Source organism: Vibrio hippocampi (assembly GCF_921292975.1).
Taxonomy (GTDB): Bacteria; Pseudomonadota; Gammaproteobacteria; order Enterobacterales; family Vibrionaceae; genus Vibrio; species Vibrio hippocampi.
The window spans coordinates 1,652,975-1,675,115 of sequence record NZ_CAKLCM010000002.1 but is presented as its reverse complement, the minus strand read 5'-3'; the positions used below and the strand labels follow the sequence as shown (position 1 = coordinate 1,675,115).

Annotated in this window: 20 protein-coding genes; 7 read left to right on the top strand and 13 right to left on the bottom strand. The window is 46.0% G+C overall.

The genetic code is table 11. The features are described 5' to 3' along the window. Positions 1-452 precede the first annotated feature (452 nt). The 6 genes from malE (at position 453) to L9Q39_RS09865 (ending at position 7,323) form a co-directional block, all read left to right on the top strand. Positions 453-1,631, top strand: coding sequence for a maltose/maltodextrin ABC transporter substrate-binding protein MalE (gene malE / locus L9Q39_RS09890; RefSeq protein ID WP_237484905.1), 1,179 nt, complete (start codon positions 453-455; stop codon positions 1,629-1,631). Between the two features lie 85 nt (positions 1,632-1,716). Beyond that, positions 1,717-3,291 carry a maltose ABC transporter permease MalF gene (gene malF / locus L9Q39_RS09885; RefSeq protein ID WP_237484904.1) on the top strand — a complete coding sequence of 525 codons (1,575 nt, stop codon included), beginning with the start codon at positions 1,717-1,719 and terminating at the stop codon, positions 3,289-3,291. Between the two features lie 11 nt (positions 3,292-3,302). Then, on the top strand, positions 3,303-4,193 hold the full coding sequence (gene malG / locus L9Q39_RS09880) for a maltose ABC transporter permease MalG (RefSeq protein WP_237484903.1): 891 nt from the start codon (positions 3,303-3,305) through the stop codon (positions 4,191-4,193). 175 nt (positions 4,194-4,368) lie between these two features. Beyond that, entirely contained in the window at positions 4,369-5,001 is a 633-nt protein-coding gene (locus L9Q39_RS09875) for an SDR family NAD(P)-dependent oxidoreductase (RefSeq protein ID WP_237484902.1), read from the top strand. A gap of 192 nt (positions 5,002-5,193) precedes the next feature. Continuing rightward, on the top strand, positions 5,194-6,375 hold the full coding sequence (locus L9Q39_RS09870; protein ID WP_237484901.1) for a DEAD/DEAH box helicase: 1,182 nt from the start codon (positions 5,194-5,196) through the stop codon (positions 6,373-6,375). Between the two features lie 156 nt (positions 6,376-6,531). Beyond that, complete coding sequence (locus tag L9Q39_RS09865) at positions 6,532-7,323, top strand: MBL fold metallo-hydrolase (protein WP_237484900.1); 792 nt, start codon at positions 6,532-6,534, stop codon at positions 7,321-7,323. Between the two features lie 167 nt (positions 7,324-7,490). On the opposite strand, the gene L9Q39_RS09860 is transcribed toward L9Q39_RS09865, so the two are convergent. From L9Q39_RS09860 to L9Q39_RS09830, 7 genes are all read right to left on the bottom strand, one after another. After that, entirely contained in the window at positions 7,491-7,946 is a 456-nt protein-coding gene (locus L9Q39_RS09860) for an NfeD family protein (RefSeq protein WP_237484899.1), read from the bottom strand. A 3-nt stretch (positions 7,947-7,949) separates the two neighbouring features. Beyond that, positions 7,950-8,879 carry an SPFH domain-containing protein gene (locus L9Q39_RS09855; protein ID WP_237484898.1) on the bottom strand — a complete coding sequence of 310 codons (930 nt, stop codon included), beginning with the start codon at positions 8,877-8,879 and terminating at the stop codon, positions 7,950-7,952. A gap of 223 nt (positions 8,880-9,102) precedes the next feature. Further along, positions 9,103-10,086: an ABC transporter permease subunit gene (locus L9Q39_RS09850; RefSeq protein ID WP_237484897.1), complete on the bottom strand. Its 984-nt coding sequence runs from the start codon at positions 10,084-10,086 to the stop codon at positions 9,103-9,105. Continuing rightward, positions 10,083-10,937, bottom strand: coding sequence for a taurine ABC transporter ATP-binding protein (locus tag L9Q39_RS09845; RefSeq protein ID WP_237484896.1), 855 nt, complete (start codon positions 10,935-10,937; stop codon positions 10,083-10,085). The genes L9Q39_RS09850 and L9Q39_RS09845 overlap by 4 nt, the downstream gene beginning before the upstream one ends. An 83-nt stretch (positions 10,938-11,020) precedes the next feature. Then, a complete protein-coding gene (gene tauA, locus L9Q39_RS09840) occupies positions 11,021-12,034 on the bottom strand; it encodes a taurine ABC transporter substrate-binding protein (RefSeq protein ID WP_237484895.1) in 1,014 nt (337 codons plus the stop codon). Between the two features lie 210 nt (positions 12,035-12,244). After that, the gene (locus L9Q39_RS09835; protein WP_237484894.1) at positions 12,245-13,099 is read right to left on the bottom strand and encodes a co-chaperone YbbN; all 855 of its coding nucleotides are present in this window, start codon (positions 13,097-13,099) and stop codon (positions 12,245-12,247) included. Positions 13,100-13,604: 505 nt separating this feature from the next. After that, entirely contained in the window at positions 13,605-14,519 is a 915-nt protein-coding gene (locus L9Q39_RS09830; RefSeq protein ID WP_237484893.1) for a TIGR01777 family oxidoreductase, read from the bottom strand. Positions 14,520-14,869: 350 nt separating this feature from the next. Between L9Q39_RS09830 and yfcE the strand changes: the two genes are divergently transcribed. Beyond that, positions 14,870-15,418, top strand: a complete 549-nt coding sequence (gene yfcE / locus L9Q39_RS09825; RefSeq protein WP_237484892.1) for a phosphodiesterase — start codon at positions 14,870-14,872, stop codon at positions 15,416-15,418. A 108-nt stretch (positions 15,419-15,526) separates the two neighbouring features. Here the strand turns inward: yfcE and crr are convergent, their stop codons facing one another. The 6 genes from crr to corC form a co-directional block, all read right to left on the bottom strand. Beyond that, the gene (gene crr, locus L9Q39_RS09820) at positions 15,527-16,036 is read right to left on the bottom strand and encodes a PTS glucose transporter subunit IIA (RefSeq protein ID WP_237484891.1); all 510 of its coding nucleotides are present in this window, start codon (positions 16,034-16,036) and stop codon (positions 15,527-15,529) included. Positions 16,037-16,077: 41 nt separating this feature from the next. Continuing rightward, positions 16,078-17,805, bottom strand: coding sequence for a phosphoenolpyruvate-protein phosphotransferase PtsI (gene ptsI / locus L9Q39_RS09815; protein WP_237484890.1), 1,728 nt, complete (start codon positions 17,803-17,805; stop codon positions 16,078-16,080). Positions 17,806-17,952: 147 nt separating this feature from the next. Continuing rightward, on the bottom strand, positions 17,953-18,210 hold the full coding sequence (locus tag L9Q39_RS09810) for an HPr family phosphocarrier protein (protein WP_237484889.1): 258 nt from the start codon (positions 18,208-18,210) through the stop codon (positions 17,953-17,955). A 295-nt stretch (positions 18,211-18,505) separates the two neighbouring features. Beyond that, a complete protein-coding gene (cysK, locus tag L9Q39_RS09805; RefSeq protein WP_237484888.1) occupies positions 18,506-19,474 on the bottom strand; it encodes a cysteine synthase A in 969 nt (322 codons plus the stop codon). Between the two features lie 183 nt (positions 19,475-19,657). Then, complete coding sequence (gene lnt, locus L9Q39_RS09800; protein WP_237484887.1) at positions 19,658-21,163, bottom strand: apolipoprotein N-acyltransferase; 1,506 nt, start codon at positions 21,161-21,163, stop codon at positions 19,658-19,660. Between the two features lie 38 nt (positions 21,164-21,201). Then, positions 21,202-22,098: a CNNM family magnesium/cobalt transport protein CorC gene (gene corC / locus L9Q39_RS09795; RefSeq protein WP_237484886.1), complete on the bottom strand. Its 897-nt coding sequence runs from the start codon at positions 22,096-22,098 to the stop codon at positions 21,202-21,204. Between the last annotated feature and the right edge of the window lie 43 nt (positions 22,099-22,141).

Genomic DNA, 22,141 nt, shown 5'->3' with positions numbered 1-22,141 from the left:
CACATAATAAAAAGTCGCGTCAGAGAAATGCAAAACTTTATCTTTTCTATTATTTATCCGTTGAGTCAGTCATAAACCAATCGACCATTTTGGGATGTACACAGTGTGCGAAATTGTGCCTTCACTAGCATCCTCCCAACAAAAATAATTGTAGGGGGAGTAGAGGAGGGGGAGGGCAAAGCAGGGATGAAATGGATGATTAGGACATAAATCACATTATTCAGTTGATTAAGATTGAAGCTGGTCACACAAGAGACATGAATTGTGAACTATATCGCTAGTTGAAGGCGATGCAGATCGCGAAAATACGCCATAATACTCGGGGCGTAGGGCTTAGGATGATGAGCTTAAGCGAACAATTGCTGATTATAAATGCTGAAATACGGCTTACCTCTGATGTGAATGGGTCTGCCCGACATCAACCCTACATTAAGAATAAAAAGGATACGAACATGAAAAAATTAACTGCGGTAGCACTTAGCACCCTCGTCGCTATGGGTTCTTTCGGTGCTCATGCTGCTATCGAAGAAGGACAACTTACTATCTGGATCAACGGTGACAAAGGTTACAACGGTCTAGCAGAAGTAGGCAAAAAGTTTGAGGAAGAGACCGGTATTAAAGTCACGGTTGCTCACCCAGATGGTCTACAAGATAAGTTCCCGCAAACAGCAGCAACGGGTGATGGTCCCGACATCGTATTCTGGGCACACGACCGTTTTGGTGGTTATGCCGAAGCTGGCTTATTGGCGGAAATTACACCTTCCAAAGAAGTCCGTGAAGGTATTGTAGACCTTGGTTGGGATGCGGTTCGTTATGATGGCAAGCTCATTGGCTACCCAGTTGCTGTAGAATCTCTCTCTCTTATCTACAACAAAGACTTAGTGCCAAACCCACCGAAAACTTGGGAAGAAGTTGCCGCGATTGATGCCAAACTGAAAAAAGAAGGCAAGTCTGCAATCATGTGGAACCTGAAAGAACCTTACTTCACATGGCCGCTTATGGCCGCTGACGGCGGTTATGCATTTAAATACACCGCGAATGGTTATGATGTGAAAGACGCGGGTATCGCCGAGAAGGGCGTAAAAGATGCGATGAGCTTTGTGAAAGGGCTTGTTGACAAAGGTGTGATTTCTGCCGATATGGATTATTCCGTTTCTGAGTCGGCGTTTAACCAAGGCACTACTGCGATGACGATTAATGGTCCATGGTCATGGGGCAACATCGAAAAATCCGGTATCAACTACGGTGTGGCGACACTGCCTAAGTTCCAAGGTCACTCTTCTAAACCGTTTGTTGGCGTGCTCACTGCGGGTATCAGCACCGCTTCTCCAAACAAAGATTTAGCGGTGGAGTTTATTGAGAACTATCTACTGACTAACGATGGTCTTCGTAAAGTGAACGATGATAAGCCACTCGGTGCGGTTGCACTCAAGTCTTTCCAAGCGGAGCTTGACGCTGACACTCGTATCGCAGCGACCATGGACAACGCGATGAATGGTGAAATTATGCCAAATATCCCACAGATGAATGCATTCTGGGGTGCGGCGAAAAATGCGATTATCAACGTGGTCGATGGTCGTCAGTCTGTTGATGCTGCACTAAGCGATGCAGAAACGCAGATGACAAAATAATGTGTAATTAACGTTACACTCCCTTTTAAGGAGGGGGCAACTCCTCCTTAATTTTTGATATTTAGATTTTTTAAGCAGGTCCACTATGCAGTCAGTTCAAGGTACAGATGCTATGACAGCACCAGCAGCCGGCCTTCCAAGCAGCAAAAAAGTGCTCACTAAGTGGGCACTATTGGGCACAGTCGGCATTATTAATGGCTACGCCACCATCCTGATGTATTCTCGCGGTGAGATCGCTTTTGCGCTTCTTACTCTCATCCTTACCGCATTAGCATTGTTCGTTTTTGGCAGTAAAAAAACCTACGCTCATCGTTATATTTATCCGGGCGTAGCAGGGATGATTCTTTTTATTTTGTTTCCGCTGGCTTATACCGTGGGTCTTGCCTTTACGAACTATAGCGCTAAAAACCAGTTGTCGTTTGAACGTGCACAACAAGTGTTGTTAGACAGAACCTATCAAAGTGGCGATAGCTATCCGTTTACCCTGTATAAAACGGATATGGGACACCAGCTTGTGGTTGAGAAAGCTGGGCAGCGACTTGCTACGCCTGTGTTTCAACTCGACGGTCTGTCGACGACGAATTTCGATCTGACACCGATTGAAGAGGTGAAAGGCGAAAAAGCGCCAATTAAAACCATTATTCAAAACCGCACAGCACTGAGCGCAGTGGATCTTCATTTGCCCAGTGGCGAAGATATCCGTATGAGTGGCTTGCGTAAGTTTGCCGCCGTCGTGCCTCTTTATACTCTGCAAGAGGATGGAGAAACCCTGCACAACAACCGTACTGACGAGACACTACGCCCTAACCAAGATGTCGGTTTCTATCAAGCGGTTGACGCCAATGGCGAATTTGTTGGCAATACCGTTTCGCCGGGCTTTATTGTGACCATTGGGACGCACAATTTCGAGCGAGTATGGAAAGATGACGGCATCAAAGAGCCTTTCATTAGTATCTTTATTTGGACCATTGTTTTCTCTGGGGTAAGTGTGGTGCTTACTGTAATGATCGGTCTTGTTTTGGCGAGCGTGGTACAGTGGGAAGCCTTAAAAGGACGCGCGGCGTATCGATTACTACTGATTCTGCCTTATGCCGTACCTGCCTTTATTTCTATCTTGATCTTCAAAGGTCTGTTCAACCAGAGCTTTGGTGAGGTCAACATGGTGTTAGAAAACTTGTTTGGCATCAGTCCAGCATGGTTCTCCGATCCATTTATGGCAAAAACGATGATTCTTATCGTCAATACTTGGCTGGGTTTCCCTTACATGATGATTCTTTGTATGGGGCTGCTCAAAGCGATTCCTGATGATTTATATGAAGCGTCAGCGATTGATGGTTCAAACTTCATCTCTAACTTTACCCGCATCACCTTGCCGCTGATGATTAAGCCGCTTACGCCGCTACTGATTGCCAGTTTTGCCTTTAACTTTAATAACTTTGTATTGATTGCTCTATTGACCAATGGTGGTCCAAATATGATTGGCACTTCTGAACCTGCCGGTTATACCGATCTTCTGGTTAACTACACCTACCGTATCGCCTTTGAAGGTGCGGGTGGTCAAGACTTCGGTCTAGCAAGTGCAATCGCAACGCTCATCTTCTTACTCGTAGGTGCGCTAGCGCTATTGAACTTACGTGTAACCAAAGTCGCTCAAGATTAAGGAGGCTCAAAATGGCAATTGTACAAGGTAAATCATTAAAATACCGTGTTTGGGCAACGCATATTGCAATGTGGGCTTTCCTATCACTGATTATCTTTCCGTTACTGATGATCGTGGCAATCTCATTTCGTGAAGGTAACTTTGCGACGGGCAGTCTTATTCCAGATAACCCCTCGCTCGAGCACTGGAAATTGGCGCTAGGCTTTTCTGTCACCAATGCGGACGGCTCAGTCACACCACCGCCATTCCCAGTACTGACTTGGTTATGGAACTCAATCAAAGTGGCGGGCATTTCGTCTATCTTGATTGTATGCCTATCAACAACATCCGCTTACGCATTTGCACGTATGCGCTTTAAAGGCAAGAACACCATTCTAAAAGCGATGATGATCTTCCAGATGTTCCCAGCGGTTTTGGCATTGGTCGCAATCTACGCTCTGTTTGATAAGTTGGGTCAATACATTCCGTTCTTAGGCTTGAACACGCATGGTGGTTTGATCTTCTCTTATCTTGGCGGTATTGCGCTGCACGTTTGGACCATCAAAGGTTACTTTGAGACGATTGATAACTCGTTGGAAGAAGCCGCAGCGCTTGATGGGGCGACACCTTGGCAAGCCTTTAGATTGGTGCTTCTTCCTCTGTCAGTGCCGATCCTAGCCGTGGTGTTTATCCTTTCTTTCATCATGGTTGTGGGTGAAGTGCCGGTGGCATCGCTACTGCTATCCGATGTTGAGACTTACACGCTGGCGGTTGGTATGCAGCAGTATCTCTATCCGCAGAACTATCTATGGGGTGACTTTGCTGCGGCTGCCGTGCTATCTGCATTGCCGATTACGGTCGTATTCTTGTTAGCACAGCGCTGGTTAGTCGGTGGTTTGACGGCGGGGGGTGTCAAAGGTTAACCAAGCCATAAAGTAAACGATGAATCTAGGGTCAGCTCGTTGTAGCTGACCTTTTTATTTTTACGTCTGGTAACGAAAATAGGTTAAGCGTGATGGTTGTCAAACCCCGAACACTAGTCGCTGCGGGTAAGTTATGGAATAATGATAACAATTTTCATTATCAGTGGATTATTCAATGAAACAAGTAGCGATTTGGGGCGGAGCAAGCGGTTTAGGCGCGGCGATGGTGGAGCATTATCATCACCATGGCTATCAAGTTTTTGTCATTGCTCGAAACCCAGATAACAATCCAGCGATTGCCGAGTTAGGTATTTCGTCTTTTAAGTGTGATGCGACGGATCTTTATCAGGTGATGTCGACGGTGGAAGCGTTACCGAGTTCGGTACAGCACATTTCTACTATGGGTAGTTTTCAAGCACAGGTTGCCGTTGATTATATTGGTCATCGTCATCTAGTCGATGCATTAGAGCATTTTGGTCACACACGTCTATTGCTGGTGACCTCTTTGGGTTGCGGTGACTCTTGGCAATACTTGTCGGAACGAGCGAGAAAAGGCTTTGGCGCGGCAGTGAGAGAAAAATCGCTAGCGGAAGCTTGGCTCCAAAGTAGTGCCCTTGATTACACCATTCTTCGCCCCGGAGGGCTTAAAAATGGACCTGCGACCCAAGGCGGTCAACTGTCACAGCATAGTGAGGTTCATGGGGTGATCACACGAGGTGAAGTCGCTAGGCTAAGTGAATATTTGCTTATGACGCCAGAGAGTATCGGTGAAGTTTATCAGTGTGTTGAGCCAGGAATGAGCTACTAAGCTGAGTGACTGAGCACGGTAGGAAGTTATCAGTCAGTCAGAGAGAGCAGTCAGTCAGAGAGAACAGTCGGTCAGATAAAGCAGTTGGTCAGAGAGAGGGCGCACCCTGACCGACTCGTTTATGAAAGTCATAGCGTCCATACCCGCTTCTGCTATACTCCCGCCATTCAATTCGCAAAGACGACGACAGCTATGCCATTCTCGACACTTGGGCTCGCAACGCCAATCCAAAACACCTTGAAACAACTGGGTTATGACACGCCAACTAAGATCCAGGCTCAAGCCATTCCACTGATCTTACAAGGTGATAACCTTATTGCAGCGGCTCAAACGGGCACCGGTAAAACCGCCAGTTTTGTGTTGCCGATTTTACAGCGTTTAAGTGAGGGACAAGCTGGGCGTAAGAAACGTGCTCGTGCCATTATTCTCGCGCCGACTCGTGAGTTAGCGTTGCAGGTAGAGCAAAGCATTCAAGCCTATGGTCAGGAGTTGGGCTTAAAGTCGTTGGCTATTTTTGGCGGTGTGGATGAAAAGCCGCAAAAGCAAGCCTTGATAGAAGGCGTAGACATCGTCGTGGCGACACCGGGTCGTTTGCTTGATCTATACGGTCAACGCGCCATTCACTTTGACGAAGTTGAATTTTTGGTGCTGGATGAAGCCGACAAAATGCTGGACATGGGTTTTATTGAAGCGATCAATAAAATCATAGCAAGAGTGCCAGAAGAGGCTCAGTCGTTGTTATTTTCTGCCACGTTATCCAACCCGGTAAGAGATCTGGCTAAGAGCGCTGTTTACAACGCCAAAGAGATTATCATTTCCAAACACAGTGCCTCCAAGTCGAACATTCAGCAGTGGATGGTCGGTGTCGATAAAGACAAGAAATCGGCATTATTGGCGCACCTACTGAGTGAGCATAACTGGAAGCAAGCGCTGATCTTCATCGAAACCAAACACGGTGCGGCTAAGCTTGTGAGCCAATTAGAAAAGCGTGGTATTGCAGCAGAAGCTTTTCATAGTGGTCGTAATCAGCAGGTACGCCAACAATTGATTGAACAATTTAAACAAGGCGATATCCAATATATGGTGGCAACGGGTGTGGCGGCTCGTGGTATCGATGTCGAGAATCTACCGGTCGTGATCAACTATGACTTGCCTTATCCTGCTGATGAATATGTGCATCGGATCGGTCGAACTGGTCGTGCTGATGCCGCGGGTGAGGCGGTCTCTTTGGTCTCTAAAGACAACTTTAAAAACCTATGTATGATTGAAAGTCGTCTAGGTCACCTATTAGAACGCCGCGATATCGAGGGTTTTGAGCCTAAAAAACCTGTGCCGATCTCAGTGTTAAATTATGTGCCTAAACATAAGCGATAATCGCGAGCGTCGGTGATATATTCGTTGATGAATTTGACGTCAATAATAGCGGTGAACTACCCTCATATTGATGTCAAATAACGATAACTTTACGGTTGTAGTGCTTGGACGTGATGCTTAGACATGACAGTCCAAATAACCCAAAGAGAGAGACGAATGAAAATTCATCACCTACGTAGTGCCACGTTTATTATTGAAACCGAGCAACACTTTATCCTTATCGACCCTATGTTGGGGCGAAAAGGCAGTCTTCCGCCTTTTTCTGTATTCCGCTTTAAATTAGCAAAGAATCCGACGGTCGAGTTGCCAAGTAATGCCAGTGATCTTTTAGACCAAGTGACTCATGCGCTGATTACACACAGTCAGACGTTTGGTTTTAAGCCTTTGCAGCATGGTGACCATTTGGATGCGGAAGGTGAGCGTTTTCTGACGATGAATACCATTCCTGTTGCCACGCCGAAGAAAGACCAAGCCTATCTGGAAAAGTACGGTATTACGGTGTCACATGGCGTCGATGATTGGCAAACGGTCGACTTTTTGGGAGGACGGCTCACGGCGATTCCAGCTCAGCATGGACATGGTTGGATCCACAAGGTGATGGCAAACGGCTGTGGTTTCTTTTTAGAACTTCCCAATGAGCCAAGTATCTATATCAGTGGTGATACCGTACTCACCGAGCATGTTGAGAAAGCGCTGAAGCAATTTAAGCCCGATATTACGGTGGTTGCTGCTGGACAAGCGCAGATGGATGTGGGGCAGCCGCTACTGATGCCGACCGATGAAGTGATGGAGTTTATTCGACGTTCCCCGAATAAAGTGATAGCCAATCACATGGAAGCCCTGAATCACTGTCCGGTGGACAGAAGCGCTTTGCGCAATACGCTAACGGCAGAGGGATTGATAGAGAAAGTGCTTATTCCAGAAGATGGTGAAACGTTAGTTTTCTAGCTTTTCAGTAAAGTCGTTTAGTAAAGTCGTTTAGTAAAGTCGCGAACCAAATAGATGCGCCGTTAAGAACGCGCAGTTAAAAAATAGACACGCAATTAAAAAGAAGAAGGGAGCCACGTAGCGTAGGCTCCCTTTTTATCTATCAATGGTCGTGATTCAGACAGTCCTTATCGATTGACGGGTTCGATATAGAGGACGATTCCATCCATATCGGTGACTTTGACCAAAGTCCCCGCGCTTAATGCTTTATCGCAATAGGCAGACCAAGTGGTGTCCCCCAGTTTAATGCGGCATTTTCCTGCTTCAATATCTTGTTCTAGTCGGGTGGTTTGCCCCACCAGTTGTTTGTCTTTTTGATTCAGATTGCTGGCAATATCATCAAGACGATCTCGCTTGTGCTGCTTACGCCACCACAGCCAAGTCAGCGCGAGTGAGAAGACGGCAAACGCAGACCACTGTAGTGACCAACTCATATCAATAAAGGTAAGCAGAATACCCACCAGCAATCCTGAGATACCGAGCCAAAGCATATAACCGGCGGTACCAAGCAGTTCACCACACAACAGCAGCAAACCGAGTGCTAACCAGTGCCAGTAGTTCATCTGACTTAATAACTCAATCACACATTAGTCCTTCTTGCTTGGGGATGATTGTTGGAACATTTCAGCGATACCAGCAACGGAACCCATTAGCCCTGTTGCTTCAAGTGGCAACATAATAATCTTACCATTTTCAGCTTGGCCAATAGATTTAATCGCATCCGTATAGCCTTGCGCAATAAAGTAGTTTACCGCTTGAACGTCGCCTTGGGCAATCGCGGTCGATACCATCTCTGTTGCTTTGGCTTCTGCTTGCGCGGCACGCTCACGCGCTTCTGCTTGCAGAATTGCAGCTTGTTTCTCACCCTCTGCTTTTAATATTTCAGACTGTTTTTGCCCTTCAGCTCGCAGGATTTTAGCCTGACGAACACCTTCAGCCTCTAAGATTTCTGCACGCTTGTTACGCTCGGCTTTCATTTGAGCGTTCATCGCAGACGTCAAGTCAGCAGGGGGCTGAACATCACGGATCTCAATACGGGTGATTTTCACACCCCAAGGATTGGTGGCTTCGTCAACAATAGCGAGCAGTTTAGTATTAATGGAATCGCGTTGGCTCAACATTTCATCCAGCTCCATCGAGCCCAATACGGTACGCATATTGGTTAGGGTGAGGTTGCGTATCGCATGTTCAAGATCATTCACCTCGTACGCCGCTTTCGCCGCATCCACCACTTGTACAAAACAGACCGCGTCAATCACTACGTTTGCGTTGTCTTTCGAGATCACTTCCTGCGGTGGAATATCGAGTACACGCTCCATCATGTTGACTTTCTGACCAATCGAATCGACGAATGGAATGATAAGGTTAAGTCCGGGTTTCAGTGAGTGAGTAAAACGGCCAAATCGCTCGACGGTCCAGTTATTACTTTGTGGGACGGTTTTGATACCAGCGGCAATGAATGCAATAGCAACGACAACAAAAATGCCGATAGTGATCAGACTGTCTAGTTCAGGCATAACAATTCCTTTTTATGAGGGGAAACTAGATTGAGTATACAACTGGTTTAAGACAATGTACTGACAGACAAGACAAAAATGCGGACAATATTGTAGGTGATGTGTAATTAAATGATTATTAGAAACGACGTAAAGAAACGGAAGCCCAACTTCCGTTTCTTTACTTTTTCGGTTTCCTTACTTTGACCGCTAAACCACTCTGTTCAGTGGTGTTGCAAAGGCGTTAGTAGCCTTTCCAAGGAACCAGTTTTGTTTCTAGGTAGCGCATAAACAGATCAAAGGTATAGGCAATCAGACCGATGATGATAATGCCTGCGATGACCACGTCGGTGACGAGAAACTCCGCGGCGTTAAGTACCATATAACCGATACCTGCTTCGGCGGCGACCATTTCACTGGCAACCAGTGTGGTCCAGCCAAACCCAATTCCAATGCGTAAGCCAGTCAAAATTTCAGGCAGTGCGCTCTTGATGATCACATGATATAGAACCTGAGTTTTGGATGCCCCCATTGAGTAGGCAGCTTGGATTTGCTCGCTTTTTGCAGACGATACACCTGCTCGTGCACTGAGTGCGATAGGGGCAAACATCGCCAAATAAATGAGGGTGATTTTACTGGTTTCGTCAATGCCTAGCCAAATAATGACCAGCGGTAAATAAGCCAGTGGTGGTAGCGGGCGATAGAATTCGATAAGTGGGTCAAAAATACCGCGAACCCATACATTACAACCGATTAAGATCCCGACGGGAATAGCGGTAATCAGTGCGAACAAGAAAGCGCCAAACACACGGGTTAAACTCGCGCCTAGATGATCCATTAATGAAACACCGGCAAAGCCTTCCACCCAAAGGTCACCAAAGCGCTCCATTACTGAAATAGGAGAGGGGAGAAAGAGTGGCTTAACCCATCCTGCCTCAGTGACTAAAGCCCATAAAGCGATAAAAAAGACAGTGGAAATAATGGAGATAAGGCGTGAGTTACCCTGTCCAGGTTCACCATAATATTGCCCCGGAGTAAGCGTGTAAGCCTTGATGCGATGTAATAGTTTTACCAAATGCGGTTCAGGAGTATAGGTTTCTTGCTCGGTGTAGTTCTTGCCAGTGTTGTTTTTTTTAGAATCGCTGTTTTTCGATTTGCGCTCGATCGATTCGAGCTTGACCGAGGGGGTCGTAGTTTCGATTAGGTTGATGGCTTGCTGCTGACTCATGCTGCTACCTCTGGTTCTTCATCTTGGTGAATGATGGATAGAATTTTCTCTCGCATCTCGATAAAGTCTGGCATCGACTTGACGGCACGAGCGTCCCTGCATTCAAGGAATCGCTTGTTAAAATCCAGTTCAAAACTATGGGTGATGCGGCCAGGTCTTGGCGACATCACAATAAGGCGTGATGCCATAAACAGTGCTTCTTCTACACTGTGGGTTATAAAGAACATCATTTTGTTGGTGGCTTGCCAAGCGTCAAGAAGTAACTCTTGTAGTGTTTCGCGTGTTAAGGCATCTAACGCGCCCAGTGGCTCATCCAATAGAAGAATACTTGGGTCGTTGGTGAGAGCACGAGCAATACCAACACGTTGCTGCATTCCGCCGGAAAGCTGGTAGATTTTATGCTGATGGAAATCTTCTAGACCGACTAATTTTAGGTATTTTGCTGCTCTCTCGTTACGCTCTTGTTTACCAACGCCTTGTAATTTAAGACCAAACGCTGTGTTTTCGAGCACGTTAAGCCAAGGGAAGAGCGCGTGTTTTTGAAACACCACACCGCGCTCTGCTCCCGGACCGAGTATTTGGTCTCCAATATCACGCCCCAATTGCACTCTAGGAAAGCCCTCTACCTCAGAGCTACCTAATGTTAAATAACCTTGGGTTGGCGAGATAAAGCCTGCCATTAGGTTGAGTAAGGTGGTTTTACCGCACCCAGATGCACCGAGTGCAACAACAAGATCGCCCTGTTCAATTTCTAGGTTCACTCCAGACAGCGCAGTGACTGGATCACCGCCTTGACGATCTTCATAGATTACCGATACGTCCTGTATCTTAAGAACTTTCTCTGTTGTCATACTTTGTCCTCCAAGTACGGTCCCTGTGGTTTAAATAGCAGCTTAATTTACAGAGTTGTTTTTGTTTACATGGTCGCGTTTGTTTACATAGCTGCTTTGGCTTTTTCAGCGAAAGTCGGATTGACGTACAGGCTGTAATCCGGCTGAAGTTCAGTGATTTTCTTCTCTTCTAGAAGGAACTCAGAAGTCGACTTAAGCGCTTGGGTTGCCCCACCTTCTGCACCGCATCCCATCCATTGACAAGAAAGCTGACCGTCAAAATCGAGGAACTCATACAGTTTCATTGCTTCAACCACACCAGCTGCGTCACCGCCAGAGATTTTAGCAACCGATTTTGCCATAGGATTATCTGCAGTCATGGTGTCTCTACCTTCGACATAGCTGCGATCAACCTTGGCGAGAGTCGATAAGAAAGTGACAACAAAGTCTTCATTTTCCTGAGTAAATTCTTTGCTGGCAATCATGCCGTCAAAGGTGGGTTTACCCCAAGCGCTTAGCTGTTTTGACGTGACCAGTACGCTGCCGTTTTGTTTGATTTTTCCTAGAGCCGGATCCCAGATAAAGGCACCGTCAATGTCGCCACGCTGCCATGCCGCCATGATGGCATTAGGCTGCATATTGATAAGCTTGACTTCTTTTTCTGATAGACCAAATTGCTCAAGTGCAAATAACATATGGAAGTGAGTCGTGGAGACGAAAGGAACGGCAATTTTTTTGCCTTTTAGATCGGTGGGTGAAGTAATACCGCTGCCATCTCTTACAACCAGTGCCTCAGCATCGGCAATGTTTTCCATAATCCAGATGAGTTCCATCTCGATGCCTTTACTGGCTGCACTGGCAATAGGGCTAGAACCGGCCACGGTCATATCGACAGCACCTGCCGCCATTGCGGTAATGGCTTTTGCGCCTGAATCGAACTTACGCCATTTGATTTCATAACCAGTGGCTTGTTCGAACATCTCAGTATCAATCGCGTATTTCATCGGGTTATACATACCCTGATAGCCAATGGTTACTTCTTTTGCCGCCCAGCTTGAAACGGAACACAATAGGGTGGAAGCCAGCGCAATGTTTTTAACCAGTTTTTGTATCTTCATAGTCACGTCCTTTTTGTGAAAGTCTACCGCTATATATTAATCAAGGGGGGTATTCAGAGTAGAGCCAAACAAAAGGATTATTGGGCCAGATTTGCTCTAGCATGGCGCACCGCAATGGTGCATTTATAATACTGGTTTGAGAAGTGGCAATCGAGGGAGTGACGAGAGAACAGCAATAAAGAGGGAGGCATAAAAGCCTCCCTGAGTGATTTAATAAAGCAGTGAATACAGCTGGCGTCGATACTGGCTCGCCAATGGGTTACCTTGTCCTAGTGCCGATAGAATATCCATAAAGGCTTTTTTTAGCTCGCCGTCATTCGCGTTTAGATCTGTGCTCAGAGGGCTCCAGAGCAGATTCAAGGCATCTTCATTGCGTCCAACTTGATGGTACTGTAGGGCCAATTCACCGAGAACGTTGAGATCATTGGAGTTGGCAGCGAGTGCAGCTTCTAGAGATTGAATCTCAGGGCTATCCGCCGCTTGTTTATGTAGCTCAAGTTTGGCGACAAGGCTCTTGAAGTAGTTATCTTTGTATTCCAGTGGAATAGTGGCGAGTACTGCTTCTGCTAACTCAAACTGTTGAGTCTCCAATAGGCAATTCGCCTGAGCGAGCTTGATTTCACCCTTCTGTTGAAACTCTTCCGACAGCCCTGAAAAAATAGTCAGTGCTTGTTGGAATTCGCCTTGTTGAGTCAATTCAAGCGCTTGTCGTGCCGCGAGCTCATCTTGACTCGGTAGATGTTTCGCTAGCATTGCCTGCACCGCTTCAATCTGCTGAGGACCACCGAGACCGTCGACAGGCTGACCATTAACAAACAGTGCGATGGTGGGTAGTGCTTGAACACCAAACTGACCCGCGATCGCTTGCTGCTCTTCGCAATTCAGTAGAGCGAGTGTGTATGCGCCAGCGTATTGCTCGGTGAGTGAACGCAGGGCAGGTATGAGCTGTACACTCTCTTCACTCATAGGAGCCCAAAAGTGTATCAATACCGGTGCGTTCATTGAGCTTTCTAGTACTTGTCGAAAATTTTGTTCGTTGAGCTCAATGATGTGCGAAGGCTGCATAATCAAATCCTTTAGTTATTTGTTTGCTTTTTAATGCGCAAGAGAGGGAATGGCTATAACAAGAAAATAGTCATAACAAGTAAACCGCTATAACAAATAAGCCGCTATAACAGATAAATAGGTATGAGGATCGAAAAATTCAAGTGGTGGGGTGTTGAATTAACCAGCGAATAAACCAAAACGCCGCGCAAAAGGTAAGTTGCGCGGCGTTTATGGATAAGGTTTTAGCAAGCATGAGTGTTTAGAACCACATAAAGTATGCGCAACAAACACCGACCGCTAGCCAATTGAGCTGGTTAAGCGTCATACATTCGACTCCCTAAACAAATGCAGCAAGCTAGTGGTGAAACGTAGTCGCCATTAAAACTATTTGAGGTGTGTGGCTACTAGTGTGTGGAATATAGCCGATGAATATGACAGTGACATGACATTGCGCCAGTTATTGTTTAGAACTGGCAAAATGATTGTGATGTCTATCGAAAGATGGCGATAACGAAGGAGAGCGCTAACGTATTTTGCCCACGATATTTTTTAAAGCCGAATCAATATGAGGAAAGGTAAAGTTGAACCCCATTTCGGTTAACTTACTGGGTTTGGCTCTGACACTATCGATCAATAATGAGGCGCTCTCTCCCATAGCAAGTTGTAAAAGCCATTTGGGAGTAAACAGAATATGAGGTCGACGAAGGTTAGAGGCTAATGTCGCGCTGAATTGTTTGTTGGTCACCGCATGAGGAGAACAAAAATTATAGGGACCTTGCGCATGCTCGGTTTCTAGTAAACAAACGATGCCTCGCACCATGTCCAGTAAATGTATCCATGGGATATATTGCTCACCACGACCGATAGGTCCTCCGAGTCCAAGCTTATAAGGCAGCAACATCTTTGCTAATGCACCACCATTGTCCCCGAGCACGACGCCCGTTCGCAATAGGCAGACGCGTGTTTGCTGAGATTGGGCTCGTAGTGCAATCTGCTCCCATTTAGCGCAGACTTGATGGGCAAAGTTGTCTTGATGAACGAGCAGGCTCTCATCAAATAGATGATCTTGTTGGTCACCATAATATCCAACCGCTGAGCCGCTAATAAACACACTGGGCGGCTCAGTGCTGGCGTGTATTAACTCAACCAGTTGGGTGGTGATATTCCAACGGCTATCGCAGATAACTCTTTTCTGTTGGGCACTCCATCTTTTATCTGCAATGGGTTCACCGGCAAGGTTAATGATGGCATCGAAGCCATTTAGGTCGTCGAGATGGGATAAAGAATCAATGTACTCGATGTTACCAAGGTCGGTGTGAAGGAGCTGTTTGTTGGCATACTCGCAGTTTCGGGTCAGCAGTACCACTGAATGGGTGGTGAGATGCTTGAGCAATTCTCTACCGATAAAACCTGTACCGCCTGTAACGAGCAAACGCATCGACAACTCCTTTTCATCTACGACCGACAATCTGATTATATCGTGTGTTTTATGTCATACCTTATCGATGATACTCAATCTGGGAGAAATGGATCGATAAAGCACACTAAATAGTGGATGACTGACTATGGGTAACGATCACTATGGATAACTATAGTAAGGGTAACTGTATTATGGGTAACTATAGCAACGAATGTTAACAAACTCTAAAAAGGTCAGTTAAGGTCGCTTGAGGATACCGATTGTCGTCCCTGTGTTTGTGATACGAAAGGGGTTAAATTGAGGTACAATGCTGCCATTACTCAGGATGTTTTCAGTTCCTGAACGAGAGTTTTACGGGAGACAAACGCGTGAAGTTATTTTTTGCCGCCGATCTACACGGCAGCCTTGAGGCAACGATTAAGGTACTTGAAGTCTACAAAAGCTCAGGTTGTGACCATTTGGTCATTCTTGGAGATGTATTAAACCACGGACCAAGAAACCCAGTACCAGAGAGCTATGCGCCGCCACAAGTCGCAGATCTGCTTAACGAGCATAAAGCATCGATTATTGCAGTACGAGGAAACTGTGACAGTGAAGTGGACCAGATGCTGTTAGAGTTTCCGATGATGAGTGACTACGCTTGGGTTATCTTGCCCACTGGACAGCGCCTATTTTTAACGCATGGTCATCTCTACAACACGGATAAACGCCCACCGTTAAATAAGGGTGATATCATTGTTCATGGTCACACACATATACCGGTTGCAGAATGGCAAGGTGAGCAGATCATTTTTAATCCAGGCTCGATTACCTTCCCAAGAAATGGTCATAAGGCAAGTTATGGTGTTTTGCAGCAAAATCGATTGCAAGTGATCAGCTTTGATGGCGAGGTGCTTTGCCAGCAAGAGCTTGGTTAGATTAACAAAAGCTCTATCAACAAAAGCCCTATCAACAAAAGCTTTAGAGTCTATGACAGGCAATAAAAAACGCAGCTGATGAGCTGCGTTTTTTTGTTATCGAGAAACTTACTTAGTTACACGAAGAACAGGTGTTTCACCAACAGTAACAGAACCAGCAAGCTTGTTTAGCTCTTTGATTTCGTCCATGTTAGAGATAACGACTGGTGTCAATGTTGATTTCGCTTTCTCTTCAAGAACCGCTAAATCAAACTCGATGACAGTGTCGCCAGCTTTAACAGCTTGTCCTTCTTCAGCGATACGAGTAAAGCCTTCGCCTTTAAGTTCAACAGTGTCGATACCAAAGTGAACAAATAGCTCGATACCATCATCAGATTCAATAGAGAAAGCATGATTAGTTTCGAAGATTTTGCCGATAGTACCGTTTACAGGAGCTACCATCTTGTCGCCAGTTGGCTTGATAGCAATACCGTCACCAACGATTTTTTCAGCAAAGACAACATCTGGCACGTCTTCGATATTTACGATTTCGCCCGAAAGCGGTGCGATGATCTCAATTGCACCAGTGTCAGTGCTGTCGTCAGAGACTAGCTTCTTTAGTTTGTCAAACAGGCCCATTTTGTGCTCCTAAAGGTTTGATTTTCTTTTAATCAATTATATTAGCAGTTTGTATTTTCTGCGATAAATTTTTCTACGTGAGCTTCAATTTCTGCCGCAGTTGCCATTTCTAGTGCTTGCTCTGCCATGGTTTTCACGTCAGCAAAGTTGGCATTTCGAATGACTTTTTTCACTTTAGGGATAGAGATACCGCTCATACTGAACTCATCTAGACCCATACCTAATAGCAGCAGTGTTGCACGCTCATCACCGGCTAACTCGCCACACATACCAGTCCATTTGCCCTCTTTATGAGAAGCGTCGATAACCTGTTTGATTACCGTTAGTACTGCAGGTGACAGTGGGTTATATAGGTGTGAAATCAACTCGTTACCACGGTCTACTGCTAGAGTATACTGAGTTAAGTCGTTAGTACCAATACTAAAGAAAGAAACTTCTTTTGCAAGATAGTGTGCAATCGCAGCTGCCGCAGGGGTTTCAACCATGACACCGATCTCAATATTTTCATCAAAAGCGTGACCTTCGACGCGAAGTTCTGCTTTAAACTCTTCAATGGCTTCTTTAAGCGCACGGATTTCTTCAACAGAAATGATCATTGGGAACATGATACGTAGCTTGCCATGTGCCGATGCACGAAGGATACCGCGTAGCTGGTCACGAAGAATTTCACGACGGTCTAAGCTGATACGCACTGCGCGCCAGCCAAGGAACGGGTTCATCTCTTTTGGAAGATCCATGTATGGGAGATCTTTGTCACCGCCGATATCCATAGTACGGATGATGACAGAATGACCTTCCATTGCTTCCGCAACTTCTTTATACGCTTGATACTGCTCTTCTTCAGTCGGTAGCGCTGTACGGTCCATAAATAGGAATTCAGTACGATATAGACCAACACCTTCACCGCCGTTACGGTTGATGCCGTCACAGTCTTTTACCGTGCCGATGTTACCGCAGACTTCAACGCGGTGTCCGTCAAGTGTTTCAGCAGGAAGATCTTTCAGTTTCGCGAGTTCTTCTTTTTCTGCTTTGAACGCTTCCTTAACTTGTTTTGCTTGAGCAAGTTCAGCTTCAGACGGGTTGATGATGATCTTGTTGTTCATCGCATCAAGAATCAGCATGTCGCCATTGTTCACTTTTGCAGTGATATCGTTGGTGCCAACAATCGCTGGTAGCTCAAGTGAGCGAGCCATGATTGAAGTATGAGAAGTACGACCACCGATGTCACAGGCGAAACCAAGCACATAGTCTAGGTTGATTTGTGCGGTTTCTGAAGGCGTTAGATCGTAAGCAACTAAGATCACTTCTTCGTTAATGTCACCTAGGGATACAATGTTGATACCTAGTGCGTTTTTAACAAAGCGAGTGCCGATATCACGGATATCTGTTGCACGTTCTTTAAGATATTCGTCGTCAAGAGACTCAAGCGCTGCCGCTTGTTCTTCAATAACGGTGTAAATGGCATTGTCAGCCGACAGTTTGTCGTTTTTGACGAGAGCTAAGATTTCTTCTTCTAGCTCTTCGTCTTCAAGAAGCATGATATGGCCTTCAAAGATGGCCTCTTTTTCTTCACCGAAGGTCTCAAGTGCTTTTTGTTTTACCACTTCTAGTTGGCGTGAAGATTTGTCGCGAGCGTCGTAGAAACGCGCAACTTCTGCATCAACTTGGTCTTCTGAAATGGTTGCTGTGTTAAGAACGATCTCGTCTTCTTGAAGTAGTAGTGCTTTGCCAATAGCAATACCAGGAGAGGCTAGGATACCTGAAATCATAGCTTTACCTTTATTTGGTCTAGTGTATGAAAGATTGGACAATTAATGCTACACATAATTTGTAGCTGAAATTAACGCCGTTTGCCAATCGAATAAAGCCATTTTACCGGGGTAAAATGGCTAAAATATAGGATTGGTGAGCTGTGATTAGTGTAGCTCATCCATTAGAGCGACTAGGTGATCAACCGCTTCTTGAGCTTGTGCGCCCTCAGCTGAAATTGTCACCATAGTGCCTTTAACTAGACCTAGAGTTTGTAGCTTGAAAAGGCTTTTTGCGCTTGCGCTCTTGCCGTTAGAAGTCACAGTGATGTCAGCGTCAAAAGTTTTCGCTTCTTTAACAAACTGTGCCGCTGGGCGAGTGTGAAGGCCGTTTTCTGCAGTGATTTCTACTTGCTTCTCGTACATTTTTATTACCCCAATTGATTTATTTTATCTGGTTTCTAGACCGTTCAAGCTTAATGTTATGTGCTTTCTTCTACCATCAGAAAGTCATAACAAAGTATGAATTACCCCTGGTCTTGAATTGTAGAATATGATCGCAGTCTCCGCTGTATTCATGCTCTACGATTTGGTTTCCTAATGCGTATTTATTTTTAAGCTTAAAATAAAACAGTCCCGATATTACCAAAGGCTGAGCGAGATTCAACAAAAAAGCCCCAGAAAGGGGCTTTTTTTACTAGAAAATTTGAAATCAGGATAATTATTGCTGACTTTCTTTCTCTGTGAAGATGCCAGCAAACAGTGCTGAACTAAGATAACGTTCACCAGAGCTTGGTAGAACCGTGACAATTGTTTTGCCTTCAAACTCAGGCAATGCGGCGATTCGATTCGCGGCAACAACCGCTGCACCCGATGAAATACCCGCTAGGATACCTTCTTCTTCCATTAGGCGACGCGCCATTTCGATTGCTTCTTCCGAGGTCACAGACTCAACGCGGTCAAGCAACTCAAGGTCAAGGTTTTCTGGAATGAAGCCAGCGCCGATACCTTGAATTTTGTGTGGTGCAGGTTTGATCTCTTCACCCGCAAGCGCTTGTGCAATCACTGGAGACTCTGCTGGCTCAACCGCGACAGACGTGATGGCTTTACCTTTCTCGCCTTTTAGATAACGGCTTGTTCCTGTGATGGTGCCACCTGTACCGACACCCGCAACAAGAACATCAATCTCGCCATCAGTGGCATCCCAAATCTCTGGACCCGTTGTTTTTTCGTGGATCGCTGGGTTGGCTGGGTTGTTGAACTGCTGTAGTAGTAGGAATTTGTCAGGATTAGAAGCAACAATTTCTTCTGCCTTAGTAATCGCACCTTTCATGCCTTTTGCTGCTTCAGTTAGCTCAAGGTTCGCGCCAAGGGCTTTAAGCAGCTTACGACGCTCTAGGCTCATAGACTCAGGCATCGTCAGTGTTAGTTTGTAGCCACGAGCTGCCGCAACGAAAGCTAGCGCGATACCTGTGTTACCACTGGTTGGCTCAACCAGTTCGACGCCTGGTTTGAGTTTACCTTCTTTCTCTGCTTCCCAAATCATATTCGCGCCGATACGACATTTTACGCTGAAGCTTGGGTTACGCGCTTCAACTTTAGCAAGTACGTTGCCGTTGCTTACTTTATTAAGACGAACGAGAGGAGTGTTACCAATGGTTAGCGAGTTGTCTTCGTATATCTTACTCATTATATGTTCCTTCATTAATTGACCGTATCGGTTAACTTTTACCGTTTAAGGATATGACTTTGTTTGGACAGGGAAAAGAACTAAATAGTTATATATTATGGAATAAAGTTGGGATGGTGCGACGGTTTTCGCCCCATAGGTGAGGAGGATCACCTATGGGGCAGTAGAAAAGAGGGCGCTGGCTTAATCGCGATGGAAGCGATAAGCAAGTAGTAAACTGATAGCAACCCATAGATACAGAGGCAAAGAACCGATATTTCGATACCAAGTACTGCCGGCGGTGGGTGTCACTTCAGCCTTAAGTACACCCATTTCAAACTGCGGGAGTTGCTCTACAATCTTACCATGGTGATCGGTCAGTGCCGTCACGCCATTATTGGTAGAACGAATAACAGGGAGCCCCAATTCAAGGGCACGCATACGAGCAATTTCCATATGTTGCAATGGACCAATTGAACGACCAAACCAAGCATCATTGGAGAGAGTCAAAATATAGTCGGTGTCCGGCGTGATGTTTTGCCGTACTTGTTCATTGAAAATGATCTCATAACAAAGCGCTGGTGCGAGGTGGGCGCCACTGGCAATGGGATTGGTCTGTACATAATCGCCTCGCGAAAACGAGGACATCGGCAAATTGAAAAACGGGGCGATGGGTCTTAACAAATCGCCAAAAGGGACAAATTCACCAAAGGGTAGCAAGTGGTATTTGTGATAGCGATTGTCGACATTTAGCTGATAGTCACCATAAGGTGTATCGCCGACGACCAGAACGCTGTTATAAAAGTTTCCAGTTTCAGTTCGGTTTATTACGCCCGTGATCACTGAGGTATGGTTGGCTTTAGCGACACGATCGAGATCCGAAAGGAATCCGGGAAGCTCATACTCAAGCGCAGGAATCGCGGCTTCGGGCCAAATAATAATATCGGCATCCCAGTTCTGACGGGTAAGGTCAGTGTAAAGCATCAAGGTTGGCCAACGTTGACTTGGTAGCCATTTTAACGCTTGGTCGATATTGCCTTGAATTAACGCCACGGTTTTGCTTTTTTCAGGTTGGGGCGTAACCCATTGGTAGGCATTCAGACCAAACCCAGTGGCGATTAGCGTTGCCGGAATGATCAGCATGACCCACTGTATCTGCAACGCGGCGTATACCATTGACGAAGCGATGATGATAACAATTAACGTGATCAGCTCAACGCCACCAATGGGGGCAAAGTTGCCCAGCGGAGAGTCAATCTGGCTGTAGCCTAACCAGAGCCAAGGGAAGCCAGTCATCACCCAACCTCTTGCCCAGTCGAAAACGAGCCATAGCGCGGGCGCGGCCAACAGGTAGCGTGTCGCGTTTTGCTTTGCAAAGAATCGATTCAAAGACCAAGCGAATAGGGCACTGTATATGGACAGGTAGCCAACCAACATCGCCATGAGAAACAGGCTCGCTATCTTTGGCATACCGCCAAAAGTGTCAATACTGACATGAACCCAGCTAATGCCGGTGGCAAATTGCCCTAAGCCCCAAGCATAGCCAATAGCGAAGCTTGCACGGCGACCTTGGTTTAGGATCAGTAGCAATAATAGAAAAACACTGATAATAGCCAGAGGCCACCATTGGTATGGTGCAAATGCAAGGGTTGTTGATGCGCCAACAAAAGCGGCCCCAATGGGCCGCAATAGCTGAAGAAAACTCTTCATTTAATTATCTCACTTAGTGGAGCAGTGCAGGGTAAGGCTTACGCCTCTATGTCCGATGCGGTTGCTTGATCAGGGATGGTTACCTGAAGCTGAACCACTCGGCGATTATCCGCTGCCGTCACCTTAAAGTTGTAATTTTCGATTTCAACCACCTCTCCTCTTGATGGGAGGTGACCAAACGCAGTCATGACAAGACCGCCCACAGTATCCACTTCTTCATCACTAAAACTAGAACCGAAGGTGTCGTTAAACTCTTCGATAGTAGTGAGTGCCTTAACGGCAAAGGTGTGTTTACTTAGTTTTCTGATATCGAGTTCATCGTCATCGTCAAATTCGTCCTCGATCTCGCCAACGATCTCTTCAAGGATATCCTCGATGGTTACGAGACCAGAGACACCGCCGAATTCATCGACAACAATGGCCATGTGATAGCGCTCTTCACGAAACTCCTTAAGCAGGCGGTCAACACGCTTACTTTCAGGAACAACAACAGCAGGGCGAATCACTTCTTCAATATCAAATGGGGCACTTTCTGAGCCCAAGTAGCGGAGTAGGTCCTTAGCTAAGAGGATGCCTTCCACATGGTCTTTGTCTTCGCTGATGACTGGGTAACGCGAGTGCTGTGCATCTGTCATCAGTTCAATCAGTTTATCGAGCTCGTCGGAACGTTCGATAGTGACCATTTGCGAGCGAGGTAACATGATGTCTCTCACTCTCATTTCGGAAATTTCCATAACACCTTCGAGCATATCGCGAGTGTCGTGGTCAATCAGGTCGTTTTCTTCGGAGTCGCGGATAACATCAACAAGCTCTTGACGATCCTTTGGCTCACCTTGAAACATTTGACCTAGGCGCTCAAAGAAGGACTTTCTACTCGGACCTTCAGATTTTTTACTATTTCCCTCGGGATTTGAGGGAGAAGACTCATCGTTCATGACTTCTCATTTCAATTTGCTACCAGAAGTGTGGTAGCGCACA

Excerpts from the sequence above, each read along its gene's own strand:
- malE (WP_237484905.1), top strand. The coding sequence starts at position 453 with ATGAAAAAATTAACTGCGGTAGCACTTAGCACCCTCGTCGCTATGGGT.
- malF (WP_237484904.1), top strand. The coding sequence starts at position 1,717 with ATGCAGTCAGTTCAAGGTACAGATGCTATGACAGCACCAGCAGCCGGC.
- malG (WP_237484903.1), top strand. The coding sequence starts at position 3,303 with ATGGCAATTGTACAAGGTAAATCATTAAAATACCGTGTTTGGGCAACG.
- L9Q39_RS09875 (WP_237484902.1), top strand. The coding sequence starts at position 4,369 with ATGAAACAAGTAGCGATTTGGGGCGGAGCAAGCGGTTTAGGCGCGGCG.
- L9Q39_RS09870 (WP_237484901.1), top strand. The coding sequence starts at position 5,194 with ATGCCATTCTCGACACTTGGGCTCGCAACGCCAATCCAAAACACCTTG.
- L9Q39_RS09865 (WP_237484900.1), top strand. The coding sequence starts at position 6,532 with ATGAAAATTCATCACCTACGTAGTGCCACGTTTATTATTGAAACCGAG.
- L9Q39_RS09855 (WP_237484898.1), bottom strand. The coding sequence starts at position 8,879 with ATGCCTGAACTAGACAGTCTGATCACTATCGGCATTTTTGTTGTCGTT.
- L9Q39_RS09850 (WP_237484897.1), bottom strand. The coding sequence starts at position 10,086 with ATGAGTCAGCAGCAAGCCATCAACCTAATCGAAACTACGACCCCCTCG.
- L9Q39_RS09845 (WP_237484896.1), bottom strand. The coding sequence starts at position 10,937 with ATGACAACAGAGAAAGTTCTTAAGATACAGGACGTATCGGTAATCTAT.
- tauA (WP_237484895.1), bottom strand. The coding sequence starts at position 12,034 with ATGAAGATACAAAAACTGGTTAAAAACATTGCGCTGGCTTCCACCCTA.
- L9Q39_RS09835 (WP_237484894.1), bottom strand. The coding sequence starts at position 13,099 with ATGCAGCCTTCGCACATCATTGAGCTCAACGAACAAAATTTTCGACAA.
- L9Q39_RS09830 (WP_237484893.1), bottom strand. The coding sequence starts at position 14,519 with ATGCGTTTGCTCGTTACAGGCGGTACAGGTTTTATCGGTAGAGAATTG.
- crr (WP_237484891.1), bottom strand. The coding sequence starts at position 16,036 with ATGGGCCTGTTTGACAAACTAAAGAAGCTAGTCTCTGACGACAGCACT.
- ptsI (WP_237484890.1), bottom strand. The coding sequence starts at position 17,805 with ATGATTTCAGGTATCCTAGCCTCTCCTGGTATTGCTATTGGCAAAGCA.
- L9Q39_RS09810 (WP_237484889.1), bottom strand. The coding sequence starts at position 18,210 with ATGTACGAGAAGCAAGTAGAAATCACTGCAGAAAACGGCCTTCACACT.
- cysK (WP_237484888.1), bottom strand. The coding sequence starts at position 19,474 with ATGAGTAAGATATACGAAGACAACTCGCTAACCATTGGTAACACTCCT.
- lnt (WP_237484887.1), bottom strand. The coding sequence starts at position 21,163 with ATGAAGAGTTTTCTTCAGCTATTGCGGCCCATTGGGGCCGCTTTTGTT.
- corC (WP_237484886.1), bottom strand. The coding sequence starts at position 22,098 with ATGAACGATGAGTCTTCTCCCTCAAATCCCGAGGGAAATAGTAAAAAA.